Source organism: Psychrobacter immobilis (genome assembly GCF_003148585.1).
Lineage (GTDB): Bacteria > Pseudomonadota > Gammaproteobacteria > Pseudomonadales > Moraxellaceae > Psychrobacter > Psychrobacter immobilis.
The window spans coordinates 57,330-70,752 of record NZ_QGGM01000009.1; the positions used below are offsets into that span (position 1 = coordinate 57,330).

General features: G+C 43.8%; 21 protein-coding genes. All 21 read right to left on the minus strand.

Going from position 1 to position 13,423, the window contains the following annotated elements:
- Positions 1–22 precede the first annotated feature (22 nt).
- Positions 23–421, minus strand: a complete 399-nt coding sequence (gene rpsH / locus C8D84_RS08565) for a 30S ribosomal protein S8 (RefSeq protein ID WP_045446631.1) — start codon at positions 419–421, stop codon at positions 23–25.
- 11 nt (positions 422–432) lie between these two features.
- Entirely contained in the window at positions 433–738 is a 306-nt protein-coding gene (rpsN, locus tag C8D84_RS08570; protein WP_021813378.1) for a 30S ribosomal protein S14, read from the minus strand.
- Positions 739–750: 12 nt separating this feature from the next.
- Entirely contained in the window at positions 751–1,287 is a 537-nt protein-coding gene (gene rplE / locus C8D84_RS08575; RefSeq protein ID WP_011512858.1) for a 50S ribosomal protein L5, read from the minus strand.
- Between the two features lie 21 nt (positions 1,288–1,308).
- On the minus strand, positions 1,309–1,626 hold the full coding sequence (gene rplX / locus C8D84_RS08580; RefSeq protein ID WP_045446626.1) for a 50S ribosomal protein L24: 318 nt from the start codon (positions 1,624–1,626) through the stop codon (positions 1,309–1,311).
- A gap of 8 nt (positions 1,627–1,634) precedes the next feature.
- Entirely contained in the window at positions 1,635–2,003 is a 369-nt protein-coding gene (rplN, locus tag C8D84_RS08585; protein ID WP_010196702.1) for a 50S ribosomal protein L14, read from the minus strand.
- 181 nt (positions 2,004–2,184) lie between these two features.
- Positions 2,185–2,457, minus strand: a complete 273-nt coding sequence (gene rpsQ / locus C8D84_RS08590; protein ID WP_045446623.1) for a 30S ribosomal protein S17 — start codon at positions 2,455–2,457, stop codon at positions 2,185–2,187.
- Positions 2,454–2,651 carry a 50S ribosomal protein L29 gene (rpmC, locus tag C8D84_RS08595; protein ID WP_011279794.1) on the minus strand — a complete coding sequence of 66 codons (198 nt, stop codon included), beginning with the start codon at positions 2,649–2,651 and terminating at the stop codon, positions 2,454–2,456. Before rpmC ends, rpsQ begins: the two co-directional genes overlap by 4 nt.
- A complete protein-coding gene (gene rplP, locus C8D84_RS08600) occupies positions 2,651–3,064 on the minus strand; it encodes a 50S ribosomal protein L16 (protein ID WP_055125273.1) in 414 nt (137 codons plus the stop codon). Before rplP ends, rpmC begins: the two co-directional genes overlap by 1 nt.
- Before the next feature lie 3 nt (positions 3,065–3,067).
- The gene (gene rpsC / locus C8D84_RS08605) at positions 3,068–3,796 is read right to left on the minus strand and encodes a 30S ribosomal protein S3 (protein WP_045446618.1); all 729 of its coding nucleotides are present in this window, start codon (positions 3,794–3,796) and stop codon (positions 3,068–3,070) included.
- A gap of 3 nt (positions 3,797–3,799) precedes the next feature.
- Complete coding sequence (gene rplV / locus C8D84_RS08610; RefSeq protein WP_045446615.1) at positions 3,800–4,129, minus strand: 50S ribosomal protein L22; 330 nt, start codon at positions 4,127–4,129, stop codon at positions 3,800–3,802.
- Between the two features lie 10 nt (positions 4,130–4,139).
- A complete protein-coding gene (gene rpsS / locus C8D84_RS08615) occupies positions 4,140–4,415 on the minus strand; it encodes a 30S ribosomal protein S19 (RefSeq protein WP_010196682.1) in 276 nt (91 codons plus the stop codon).
- A 12-nt stretch (positions 4,416–4,427) separates the two neighbouring features.
- Positions 4,428–5,255, minus strand: coding sequence for a 50S ribosomal protein L2 (gene rplB / locus C8D84_RS08620; RefSeq protein ID WP_055125272.1), 828 nt, complete (start codon positions 5,253–5,255; stop codon positions 4,428–4,430).
- Positions 5,256–5,266: 11 nt separating this feature from the next.
- A complete protein-coding gene (gene rplW / locus C8D84_RS08625) occupies positions 5,267–5,617 on the minus strand; it encodes a 50S ribosomal protein L23 (RefSeq protein WP_010196677.1) in 351 nt (116 codons plus the stop codon).
- A complete protein-coding gene (gene rplD, locus C8D84_RS08630) occupies positions 5,614–6,216 on the minus strand; it encodes a 50S ribosomal protein L4 (protein ID WP_045446611.1) in 603 nt (200 codons plus the stop codon). The genes rplW and rplD overlap by 4 nt, the downstream gene beginning before the upstream one ends.
- 14 nt (positions 6,217–6,230) lie before the next feature.
- On the minus strand, positions 6,231–6,869 hold the full coding sequence (gene rplC, locus C8D84_RS08635; RefSeq protein WP_055125271.1) for a 50S ribosomal protein L3: 639 nt from the start codon (positions 6,867–6,869) through the stop codon (positions 6,231–6,233).
- 48 nt (positions 6,870–6,917) lie between these two features.
- The gene (gene rpsJ / locus C8D84_RS08640; protein ID WP_010196670.1) at positions 6,918–7,229 is read right to left on the minus strand and encodes a 30S ribosomal protein S10; all 312 of its coding nucleotides are present in this window, start codon (positions 7,227–7,229) and stop codon (positions 6,918–6,920) included.
- 441 nt (positions 7,230–7,670) lie between these two features.
- The gene (locus tag C8D84_RS08645) at positions 7,671–9,281 is read right to left on the minus strand and encodes an Rne/Rng family ribonuclease (protein WP_109591473.1); all 1,611 of its coding nucleotides are present in this window, start codon (positions 9,279–9,281) and stop codon (positions 7,671–7,673) included.
- Positions 9,282–9,459: 178 nt separating this feature from the next.
- The gene (locus C8D84_RS08650; RefSeq protein WP_109591474.1) at positions 9,460–10,125 is read right to left on the minus strand and encodes a Maf family protein; all 666 of its coding nucleotides are present in this window, start codon (positions 10,123–10,125) and stop codon (positions 9,460–9,462) included.
- 131 nt (positions 10,126–10,256) lie between these two features.
- The gene (gene mreD / locus C8D84_RS08655) at positions 10,257–10,742 is read right to left on the minus strand and encodes a rod shape-determining protein MreD (RefSeq protein WP_045446600.1); all 486 of its coding nucleotides are present in this window, start codon (positions 10,740–10,742) and stop codon (positions 10,257–10,259) included.
- Positions 10,743–10,903: 161 nt separating this feature from the next.
- Positions 10,904–11,764 carry a rod shape-determining protein MreC gene (gene mreC, locus C8D84_RS08665; protein WP_087814671.1) on the minus strand — a complete coding sequence of 287 codons (861 nt, stop codon included), beginning with the start codon at positions 11,762–11,764 and terminating at the stop codon, positions 10,904–10,906.
- 189 nt (positions 11,765–11,953) lie between these two features.
- Positions 11,954–12,991 (minus strand): rod shape-determining protein, encoded by a 1,038-nt coding sequence (locus tag C8D84_RS08670; RefSeq protein ID WP_055125266.1) that lies wholly within the window; start codon positions 12,989–12,991, stop codon positions 11,954–11,956.
- Between the last annotated feature and the right edge of the window lie 432 nt (positions 12,992–13,423).

A 13,423-nucleotide genomic window follows, 5' to 3' on the forward strand; every position in this document is an offset into this window, starting at 1 on the left:
ATAGACTTTATCATCGTTTAGCTTACGCTACAAATGCGACGATTTCACCACCGATACCAGCAGCGCGTGCAGCACGATCACTCATGATGCCTTGGCTAGTTGATACGATAGCAACACCCATACCTTGCTTAACAGTAGGGATAGCGTCTTTGCCGCGGAACTGGCGTAAACCAGGACGGCTAAAACGTTGAATCGTTTCGATGACAGCGCGGCCTTCGAAGTATTTCAATTCGATAGATAGGGTTGCTTTATTGTTTGCTTCTTCAGTAACAACAGCGCTCGCCACATAACCTTCGCTAACTAGCAAATCAGCAATCGATTTACGTAATTTAGAGCTCGGCATTGCTACCGATACTTTGTTAGCCATTTGTGCGTTACGGATACGGGTTAGCATATCCCCAACGGTATCTTGCATACTCATATAGTTACCCCTTACCAGCTTGCTTTACGAACACCAGGCACATCGCCTTGCATGACACGCTCACGCAGCATATTGCGTGATAAGCCAAACTTGCGGAAGTAACCGTGAGGACGACCGGTGATAGCACAACGATTGCGCAGACGTACTGGCGATGAATTGCGTGGAAGAGCTTGTAGCTCTAGCATCGCTTCCATACGAGTTTCGTCACTTGCAGTCATATCACTGATAGTTTCTTTTAGCTTGATACGCTTATCAGCGTACTTAGCAACCATTTTTTCGCGCTTTAATTCGCGGTTAATCATGCTCTTCTTTGCCATAACGTCTTTACCTTATTTAAATGGGAAGCCGAATGCTTTAAGCAACGCGCGACCTTCTTCATCAGATTGAGCTGACGTGGTGATTGTCACATCCATACCGCGGATACGATCAATCTTGTCAAAATCTACTTCTGGGAATACGATCTGTTCTTTGATACCCAATGAGTAGTTACCACGTCCGTCAAAGGCTTTAGGTGAAAAACCGCGGAAATCACGAATACGAGGAATTGCAATGGCAATGAGACGATCTAAAAATTCGTACATTTGCTCACCGCGTAGCGTTACTTTGCAGCCAATTGGCCATTCTTCACGAATTTTAAAGCCAGCAACTGATTTACGCGCTTTGGTGACGACAGGTTTTTGACCAGCGATAGCGGTCATGTCAGCTACTGCACCTTCAAGCAATTTCTTGTCTTGAGACGCGCCGCCTACACCCATGTTAAGTGTGATTTTAGTGATTTTAGGCACTTGCATCACATTAGCCAAACCAAGCTCTTCTTTGATTTGCTGCTTCAATTCTTCGTTATATAAAGATTTTAATCTTGCCATTACCATTACACCCTTAGTGTCTTACGCAGTCGCCACTACTTCACCGTTCGAACGATAGACGCGTTGTTTCTTGCCGTCTTCGCCGAACTGATAAGTAATACGATCAGCTTTTTGGGTTTGCGCATTTAATATTGCGACATTTGAGATATGTAGAAAAGCTTCTTTCTTAAGAATGCCACCTTCAACGCCAGTTGCCTGATTTGGCTTCTGATGTTTAGTGACAATATTAATGCCTTCAACTTTAATACGATCATTTTTTACAGCTTGTACAGTACCTTGCTTGCCTTTGTCTTTCCCAGCAATCACGATAACTGTATCGCCTTTACGTAATTTTGACATGGATTACCTCACAATACTTCTGGTGCTAGTGATACAATTTTCATAAACTGATCACCACGTAGTTCACGAGTTACCGGTCCAAAAATACGAGTTGCAATCGGTGCTTTATTTTGGTTCAACAATACCGCAGCATTGTCGTCAAAACGCAGAACAGAACCATCAGGACGACGAACGCCTTTTTTGGTGCGTACAACTACAGCATTCATCACGTCGCCTTTTTTAACACGACCGCGAGGAATGGCTTCTTTAACCGTTACTTTAATAATGTCGCCAACTGATGCATAACGACGATGAGAGCCACCCAGTACTTTAATGCACTGAACTCGTCTTGCACCGCTATTATCTGCAACTTCCAGCATCGATTCAACCTGAATCATAGCGTTACTCCACACGTATGAGCAATAAAAACCAGTTGCTGCCGCTAGCACAGTATGAGTAGTCGGCATTTTAATAATAATAACCGCTGCTACTCTTAATGTGAGTGATATACGCTCGGCGCAATCAGCATCCTTAAAAAGGCGGCTATTTTAACAGCTTCTGGCTTTTAATGCAATTTACTTAGATTTTTTCTACTTTTTCAACCACTTCAACCAAAGTCCAAGACTTGGTTTTAGAGATTGGACGCGTTTCTTTGATGCGGACAAGGTCGCCTTGTTGGCAAACATTATTCTCATCATGGGCTTTGATTTTTGTAGAACGACGAAGCTGCTTGCCATACAAAGGATGACGAACCAGACGCTCAATCAAAACTGTGATGGATTTGTCCATCTTGTCACTGACAACTCGTCCTGTCAATACGCTAGCATTAGCTGTTTGATTGTTATCGCTCATGAGTCGCCTCGTTGTTTCTCGTTAATCAAAGTCTGAAGCTGAGCAATCGCACGACGATTAACACGTACTTCATGGGTATTACCCAACTGACCAGTTGCTTTAGCCATACGAATACGGAAAGCATCAAGTTGCTTTTCATCAAGTAACTGAGTCAGTTCTTCTAATGATTTATCACGTAATTCACTGATCTTCATTACATTATCGTCCGCTTAACAATGGTAGTTTTAAAGGGCAGTTTTGCTGCAGCAAGCGTAAACGCTTCGCGAGCAAGTTCTTCTGAAACCCCTTCGAGTTCATATAGCACTTTACCAGGTTTGATTTCGCATACCCAATATTCTACAGGACCTTTACCTTTACCCATACGTACTTCTAGTGGTTTATTGGTAATTGGTTTGTCTGGGAATACACGAATCCAAATCTTACCACCACGCTTAATTTTACGAGTGATGGTACGACGTGCTGCTTCAATTTGACGGGCAGTCATACGACCACGAGTCAACGATTTTAGACCAATTTGTCCGAATGCAACGGTGCTTCCACGATGAGCTAGCCCAGTGTTACGACCTTTGTGCATTTTACGAAACTTGGTACGTTTTGGCTGTAACATAGTTTAACCTCTGTCTGTGTTTCGACGGTTTCCGTTTCCACGACCACGGCGTTTTGGCGCACGAGTCTGCTCTTCTTTAACGGGATTGTATACACTGTTCATACCGTCAAGGATTTCGCCACGGAAGATCCAAACTTTTACACCGATGGTGCCGTAAGTAGTTTCCGCACGTACTGACGAATAGTCGATATCAGCGCGTAGTGTATGCAATGGCACACGACCTTCACGGTACCATTCAGTACGAGCAATCTCAGCACCGCCAAGACGGCCAGACAGCTCAACTTTAATACCTTTAGCACCAGAACGCATGCTGTTCTGTACGGCGCGCTTCATAGCACGGCGAAACATAACACGACGCTCAAGCTGACTTGCGATACCTTCCGCTACTAAATGAGCATCAAGATCAGGCGAGGTGATTTCTTCAATGTTGACCTGAGCAGGTACGCCCATAATTTTGGTCAATTCTTTTTGAAGTCTTTCAATGTCTTCGCCTTTCTTACCGATAACAATACCAGGACGCGCAGTGGCGATGGTAATCTTAGCAGCACCTGTAGGACGCTCAATCATGATTTTGCTAATCATAGCACTATCAAGCTTTTTGCGCAGATATTCACGAACTTGAATGTCGTTGATTAGGTATTCTGAGTATTGTTTAGGGTTAGCATACCAGTTTGCGTTATGCTTCTTTACAACACCAAGACGAATTCCGATTGGATGTACTTTTTGACCCATAACTTATTCTCCTACCTTTATAGTGATGTGACAGGTACGCTTACTGATACGATCAGCGCGACCTTTAGCACGTGGTAGGATACGTTTTAGCGTAATGCCTTCATCAACGTAGATGGTTGATACTTTAAGGGTATCAATATCTAGACCGTTATTATGTTCGGCATTGGCGATGGCTGAGTTAAGACATTTCTTAACAAACACAGCGCCTTTTTTATTACTATACGTTAGGATATCCAAAGCACGCTCGATAGATTTGCCACGAACTTCATCGGCAACGAGTCTAACTTTTTGTGCCGATATGGCGGCACCGCGTAATTTTGCAGTTACTTCCATGGTAAGCACCTTATCTCTTAGCTTTTTTGTCAATGCCATGACCACGATACGTACGAGTCGGGGCAAATTCACCTAGTTTATGACCAACCATCTGTTCACTCACGATAACCGGTACATGAGTACGGCCATTGTGAACAGACAAAGTTAAGCCAACCATTTGTGGTAGGATCATCGAGCGGCGCGACCAAGTCTTAATTGGCTTGCGTGAGTTGGTGTCTAATGCATTCTCAACTTTGGCAAACAAATGCGCGTCTATGAATGGACCTTTTTTCAATGAACGAGGCATGAAATTCTTCCTTTATTTCTTCTTGGCGCGACGGCGGATGATCATATTGTCAGTACGCTTATTACTACGCGTTTTAAGTCCTTTAGACTTCTGACCCCAAGGGCTGGTTGGATGGCGACCTTTATTACGACCTTCACCACCACCATGTGGGTGATCAACCGGGTTCATAGCAACACCACGAACAGAAGGACGAACACCACGCCAACGTGAAGCACCGGCTTTACCAAGTGATTTCAAGTTGTTTTCAGTGTTAGAAACTTCACCAATAACGGCACGGCAGTTCACGTGTACACGGCGAGTTTCGCCAGAGCGCATACGTAGAATAGCATAAATACCTTCACGACCTAACAACTGAACGCTAGCACCCGCAGAACGAGCCATCTGTGCGCCTTTACCGATTTTAAGTTCGATATTATGGATCACAGTACCCAATGGGATGTTTTTCAGCGGTAAACAGTTACCTGGACGAATTGGTGATAGCTCACCTGACATTACTGTATCGCCAACTGCTTGTTTTTTAGCAGCAATGATATAGCGACGTTCGCCATCAGCGTACTTAAGTAAAGCAATGTGTGCAGTACGGTTAGGATCGTATTCAATACGCTCTACCGTTGCTGGGATATTGTCTTTAGTACGTTTGAAATCGATAATACGATAATGCTGCTTATGACCACCGCCAATATGACGAGTCGTTATGCGACCATTATTGTTACGACCACCAGTTTTACTTTTTGATTCGAGAAGCGCTGCAAACGGACGACCTTTATAAAGGTGTGGATGCACCACTTTTTCAACAAAACGACGGCCTGGTGATGTTGGCTTTGCTTTTACGATAGGCATGAGTGTAATCCTTATTCGTTGTTCGCTGTTTCACTAGTAGAAGCAGTCGTATTCGCGACCTCTTCACCAGCATCAGCCATTTGTACATCTTGACCAGCTTTTAAGGTAACGTAGGCTTTTTTGTAGTCATTACGACGGCCGATACTTTTACCAAAACGCTTTGTCTTACCTTTAACATTCAAAGTGTTTACTTTTAATACTTCAACACCTTCAAACATCATCTCAACCGCTTTTTTGACTTCAAGCTTAGTAGCGTTAGAGTCAATTTTAAATACCTGCACACCAAGTGAGTCGCCAAGCATTTGAGATTTCTCTGAGAATACAGGTCCTCTTAGGATCTGATAAAGTCTTGCGTTATTCATGCTAGTGCTTCCTCAAATTGTTTCGCAGCTTCGACTGTCATGATCACTTTATCAAAAGCGATCAAGCTCACTGGATCCACTTCACTTGTATCAAGTACATTGACATGTGGGATGTTGCGAGCAGCTAAGTATAAGTTTTCGTCAACTTCTTTAGTGACGATTAATGCACGTGATGCATTTAACTCACCTAACTTTGCAATCAACTCTTTAGTCTTAGGTCCAGAAACGCTTAGCTCTTCGACCAAAATCAAACGCTCTTGGCGAATCAATTCGGCTAAGATACACTGCATAGCACCGCGATACATTTTACGGTTAACTTTCTGTGACCAATCTTGTGGTTTAGCCGCGAATGCACGACCGCCCCCACGCCAGATTGGGCTACGAATAGAACCTGCACGAGCGCGACCAGTACCTTTTTGGCGCCATGGCTTAATGCCACCACCAGAAACTTCGGCACGGGTTTTTTGAGCGCGTGTACCTTGACGAGCACCAGCAAGATATGCGGTGACGACTTGATGCACTAGTGCTTCGTTGAATTCACGACCGAAAGCCGTATCAGAAAGCTCAACTGCCGCCCCTGTAACTGTTTTTAAATCCACGTTAATCCCCTTGCTTAGGCTTTGACTGACGGACGTACGATGACATCGCCACCGGTGGCACCTGGGATAGCACCCTTGATGACAAGTAACCCTTTTTCAACATCAACCGATATCACTTCTAGGCCCTGAACGGTAACGCGTTTGTTACCCATCTGACCTGGCATTTTCTTGCCTTTGAAGACTTTACCTGGTGACTGGTTTTGACCAGTTGAACCAATGGCACGGTGAGATACTGAGTTACCATGAGTGGCATCTTGCATGCTGAAGTTGTGACGCTTCACGCCGCCTTGAAAGCCTTTACCTTTACTGTTACCTGTGACATCAACCATCTGACCTTGTTCGAACAAGTCAGCTAGGATCTCACCACCAATTTCACGACCTTCAAGATCGCTATCATTGGCACGAAATTCCCAAACACCACGACCAGCGGCAACGCCAGCTTTAGCGAAGTGACCTTTTTGAGCTGCTGCTACGCGGCTGTCACGACGGGTACCTGTGGTAACTTGGATGGCTTGATAGCCATCTACATCAGTATTTTTTACTTGAGTAATGCGATTAGCACTGATCTCAACCACTGTTACAGGGATAGATGCGCCTGCTTCAGTGAAGACACGGGTCATGCCGCATTTTTTACCGACTAAACCGATCGCCATTTTAGACCTCTTTATATCTTATATTAATGGGTTGGGTGTTTATGTGCATTAACCCAAAGCAATTTGAACGTCAACACCCGCCGCCAAGTCAAGCTTCATTAGCGCATCCACAGTTTTGTCGGTAGGTTGAACGATGTCAACCATACGCTTATGAGTACGGATTTCGTACTGATCACGAGCGTCTTTGTTTACGTGTGGTGAAGTTAGAACGTTGAAGCGCTCAATGCGAGTCGGCAACGGTACAGGACCACAAACTTGCGCACCGGTGCGCTTTGCAGTATCAACAATCTCTTGTGCAGATTGATCAATCAGACGATGATCAAAAGACTTAAGACGGATACGGATTCTCTGGTTAGCCATGCCAGCAAGCTCCTAATATGTGCTTTTGTCATTTTTGCTTTGCAAAGATATGATCAAAAGCCGTTTGGTTAAATATTCACTTCAAGCGGCCTTCTGTTCTTAACCAGAATGAGTTCTTTATCCGAACTTGTAGCGTGCCAAAAGCAAAATAGTTTAAAGCCCCGCCGACCCTTCCATTATAGGATGTCAGCAAAGGCATAATGAAATAGTGCTAGAAACGATGCTCTAGCTGTCATAGCGCCCGCTGTTTGATTGGCGGCGCATATATAATTCAGTGGTGTATATTATACATAGTATTTCAGTCATTGCAAGGGTAATATCTGTAGCGAATTAGGATATTACCCTTTATAAACAGTAATATGTAAACAACAGTATCTGTGCTTAATAATCACGCTTATATGAATCAATAACTATACACTGTTAATCTAAAGCTATGAAACATCAATCCAAAACAATGTCATATTGCTCTTGAGTATAGAGATTTTCGACATCAAAGGTAATCACTCTACCAAGTAAATACTCTAAATCTGCCACCGTGTCTGACTCTGAAGTGAGAAGTAAATCAATGACTGCGGCATGGGCAACGACCGTAAATTTCTTGGGAGAGTTATAAGTACGAGCACAACGCATGATTTCACGGAATATCTCAAAGCACACTGTCTCAGCCGTTTTGACAAAGCCGCGTCCTTGACAGGTCGAGCACGGCTCACATAGCTGCTGTCCAAGCGACTCACGCGTACGTTTACGCGTCATCTCTACCAACCCAAGCTCACTGACCTGAGTAATCTTAGTTTTGGCATAGTCTTGTACTAGCTGTGATTGCAGGCTCTCTAACACATCATCTTTATGCTGCTGTTCAAGCATGTCAATAAAGTCTAGGATGATAATACCGCCTAGATTACGCAAACGCAGCTGACGGGCGATTGCATGAGTTGCCTCAAGATTGGTTTTATAAACCGTATCTTCTAACGAACGCCCGCCTACGAATGATCCCGTATTGACATCGATCGTGGTCATCGCTTCTGTTTGGTCGATAATCAGATAGCCACCTGATTTTAAATCTACGCGGCGTTTTAAAGCATCACGCAAATCATCTTCGACACGATGGACATCAAACAAGGATGGCTCAGCGGTATAATGGACAATGCGGTCATAGACAAAAGGCACAAACTCTTTGGCAAAGGATCTGACTTGTTCATAAATTTGTGCATTATCAATGATGACTTTCTCGGTATCCGCGTGTACCAAATCACGGATAGAGCGCAGCGGTAATGATAGCTCTTGATAAATAAGCTCAGAACTTTGATGTTGTTTCATCTCTTGGCGACGCGCGCAGATGGTACGCCACAGCTGCAATAGATAATAAATGTCTTCTTCAAGCTTATCGACAGGGACACGTTCAGCAGCGGTACGAGCGATGAGACCGCCTTTTAGATTGACCGTTTGCATCAGGCTACTAAGCTCAGTCTTCAGACGAGTGCGCTCTTCTTCGCCATCAATGCGCTGAGAGATACCAATGTGTTCGCTTGAGGGCAGATACACTAAATAGCGAGATGGCAAGGATATATTGGTGGTCAAGCGAGCGCCTTTACTGCCCAACTGATCTTTTGTCACTTGCACTAAAATACGTTGGCTTTCATGCAAGCGATGTTGAATCAACGTTTTAGACACAGGGATGACTTCGGTATTTTGTATACTAACCACCGGTGGCGTGACAGCCAAGTTATCAGTACTATTTTCTACCACAGCATCTTCTATATTGCTATCCGAGTTTTTATCGCTATTGTCAGCCGCTTTACTTTTATTTTCTGCTACTGGACGCGGCTCACGCTGCATATCATTGACATGTAAAAATGCTGTCCGCGACTGCCCGATATCAACGAATGCTGCCTGCATACCAGGTAAAACGCGTACGACTGTACCCAGATAGATATTGCCGACCAGACCCAATTTATGATGACGTTCAATATAAATTTCGCCCAAGATGCCATTGTCTAAAACTGCGACACGGGATTCCATTGGACTAATATTAATCAGCAGCTCTTCGGACATAATGTTTTTCTCTTATCTCTCAGCTTTCTTGTTAGACGTTCATCGTCTATTACCTTTATAGTGTAACAAATGCAGCTGGCTCTCGCCCATTACTCTCGCGTGTTATTATGTGCAGCAGGTTAGAGTGACAACCAATCTCTGAGAGACAAACAATCTCCATCAGGGTCTGTCTCGTATTTTACTTGACACTAATATCTGTGACGTTTTTAATTAACGCCAGCGTTTGTGGAAGTGGTAAACCCACGACATTGGTATAGCTCCCATTAATACGGCTGACCCAAATAGCACCCAAACCTTGTATACCATAACCACCCGCTTTATCAGCAGGCTCGCCACTTTCCCAATAGTTACTCATCATCTCTGCAGTGAGCGCTATAAAGGTCACTTCGGTACGCTCAGTGATTCGTTGCTGATTAATGATTTGAAATACTGGTTCATGAGTTGAGCTGTTAGCCACTTTAGAAGATAATGATACATAAGTTGCTTGAACTGCTGTCCATACTTCATGGACATTATCAGACATCTGTTGCCACATGCTATAAGCGTGCTCACGATCGACTGGCTTGACCAGCACTGTTTGACCATCTGCCAGCACACCGATGGTATCAGACGTTAGAATGATAAGTGAGTCAGAAAAACAGCTTTTATCCGTTTTCAAGCGTGATGCTAGTTGCTGTATGGCAGCCTCAGCTTTAGTGGCGACCATGCGCTCGATATAGTCTGTAGGTGACTCATCATCATGCTTTGTTTCATCGACATCTACACTCAATGTGCTAAATTCTAGTTGTGCTCTTTCTAACAGCTCACGACGGCGCGGCGAACCAGAAGCTAAAATAATATCCATCGCTACTCTCTTTATATCTGTATTTATCTACCTACTACCGAAAACTGCTGCCTGTTAGTGCATTAATATTAGTTAGTCATGATTAATAAACACCAGCGCTACAATCTTATGGGTTGGCAGCAGAATTTTTCTTATGACGCGAATTTGCGCAAAGCCAGTAGTACCAATGGCCAGCTGATGATACTCATCAACAGTGATAAGGCAGATTGTGCGACAAAGACATTCTGGATAAACATCTGCAATATCCATAAACATAATTGAAAAACAACCAATCCTAAGCTCGCTAATAACCATGCACTGATGGTATTTAGTTGCCTAATATAAATACTGGTTATTTTTATGAAGAAGGCGACTGCCACGGCGGCAAAGGCTTGCTGTCCCAAATGGGTATCCATGAGTAAGTCAGCAATGAGACCGATGGTAAATGCTGTAAAAATACCAACATAGCGTGGCTGAAATAACAACCAAAAAATTAACACCATGATCATGACCATAGGGCGTAAGGTAGCCATACTAGGACTTAACGGATAGACATTAAGCGATGACGCAATAACAAAACTTAGAATGATGGTAGCAATCAGTAGTACCGTTGCATTCTCAGAATCAGGATACGACATGGGTACTTACCTTAACGAATGTATTGATGGCTGCTGTTAAAGCATGAGTGGGCATTGATGGGATAAAAACCATGGCTAAAAATGTATCGACAAACAGACCAGTTAATAAATAGATGCCAGCCATTATCTGATTGGTGCTTACGTATTGAGCGCCTAACTTCTTAACGGTCATTGAGAGTCATATTATTTTTATTCACCAGCTTATCTTGCAGGACTAATACATACGCATTATCGATAAAGTTCGCTGCTGGGGTCACTTCTATACTTCTAAAGTTATCGGCTTGAGTATCTTTAATATGGGCGATACGCCCGACACGATACCCTGCTGGAATACGCCCACCCAATCCTGATGACACCAGCTCATCACCCACACGCACGTCTGAGGTTTTGAATACATAGTCAAGGCTTAATGAGGTTGGTATACCTTGCCCTGTCACGATAGCGCGTTGACCTGTGCGCTTGACTGTAACTGCAACTGATTGCTGCTCATCAGTAATCAATAGTAGGCGACTAGTATTGGGATAGACATTAATAATCTGCCCTAAAATACCGTCCTCATCAATCACTGTTTGTCCAACTTGAACCCCGTCTTGAACGCCTTTATTGAGCACCACGATTTGTCTGAGTAAGTTGGTGTCTGTACCGATTACCTGTGCCAAATTAAGATCAAATTGTTCAGGCTTGGTCGTTGATAAAATACCTTGCAGCCGCGCATTTTGTGCCAAAATATAATCTTGCTGCTGCAACTTGGCTTGCGCATGGATCAGTTGCGACTTTAGCTGCATATTTTCGCGGCGCAGCGCTTCTTTAGACTGTAAGCTGCCACCTGCCCAATGCTTGGCATAACTCGGTAACAGTGACAGCTCATAAATAGGCTGCATAGCGGCATGACTGGTACTACGTACTGGATTAAACCATTCTGAATTTTTGCTATCGAACCACATCAGTATTAGAGCTGCTATTAATACAATGGCAGTCTTACGAAGTGCTAACGGCTGGCGCGCAAAAATACTTGGGGTCATAAGTCGTCTAACTCAGGAGTTATAAAATAAGCAGTAGCCAGTACTGGGTTCTAGTTGATTAATGCAATTAAAGGCAGCGCAACTGGCTACCTTTAATTTTATACTGTTTTGACCCACTATTTTTACGCAAGCTATCATCAAGCACGACGAAGATAATTTATCAATACCGCAGTGCTTAACTAAAGCAATCTAAACAAAAATCATGTTCAAGCTTTTGTTATTGATAAAATCAAGCGCAATACCACCGCCGCGGCTAACACAAGTCAATGGATCTTCAGCAACGGTCACAGGTAGACCTGTCTCTCTTGAAATTAATTTGTCCAAATCACGTAACAGCGCACCGCCGCCCGTCAAGACAATACCACGCTCTGCGATATCTGATGAAAGCTCAGGTGGCGTCTGCTCAAGTGCAGCTTTCACTGCACTAACGATACCGCTTAGCGGATCACTCAGGGCTTTTTGTACTTCTTCTGAGTTGACAGTAAAGGTTTTTGGCACGCCTTCTGCCATGCTACGACCGCGAACTTCGACTTCTAGCTGACTGTCTTCATTCAAAGCAGAGCCAACTTCGTGTTTGATACGCTCAGCTGTCGTCTCACCAATCACACAACCATGGGTACGGCGCACATGGGTGATAATAGCGTCATCAAACATATCGCCACCGATACGAATCGACTCAGCATAAACGCAACCAGATAACGCGATAACGGCAATCTCCGTCGTGCCGCCACCAATATCAACCACCATCGAACCGCTGGCTTCATGAACTGGCAAGCCAGCACCGATGGCAGCAGCCATTGGCTCTTCTAACAATAGTACTTTACTCGCACCTGCCGAAGATACCGCTTCACGAATCGCTTTACGCTCAACCAGAGTAGATTTGCAAGGCACACAAACCACCACATTAGGCTGCGCCATAAAACGCTTGGCTTTTACCTTCGTGATGAAATGCTTGAGCATTTTTTGCGTCACTTCAAAGTCAGCAATCACGCCGTCTTTTAATGGGCGAATCGCTGTAATATTGGCAGGTGTACGACCAAGCATCTGCTTGGCATCAATACCAACAGCCGCAACGGTAGGATTTTGTGTACGATTACTTCGTAACGCAACCACCGTAGGCTCGTCAAGTACGACGCCTTTATTAGGAATAAAAATGAGAGTGTTCGCAGTACCGAGGTCGATAGCGATATTATTTGATAAAAATCCAAACAGGTTCATGACTAATATTTCCAGCGTATTACAAATGAGGCGAATGAGGCGAATGAGATTGACTGAGGCGTTACTCGTCAGCGTTGAGCAGGTCGTCGTTAGACATCACTTATGGCGAAATTTGAACCTCGCAACAAGTCAAACCTAAGCAATAATGATGAAATGGAAAAACTGAGCTAAATTATACCGATTTGGCTCAAAAAAAACACAGATATTTGCATCAGTAAGTCAGGATTTTGGTCTTAAACGCTAAAAGTTGTTACAAAGTTTAAAATAGCAGTAAACACCATTCGACTTAATGAAACATCATTTAATTCAATAACTAACAAGGCTCTACAGGCAAATGATAATTTTGCTTAGCAGCACAGGTGCATACTGTAACGTATTTCAGAACGTAATGGGTAAGCAATTGAGAATCAATCGTGAATTATACGGTCAATTTTGCAAATC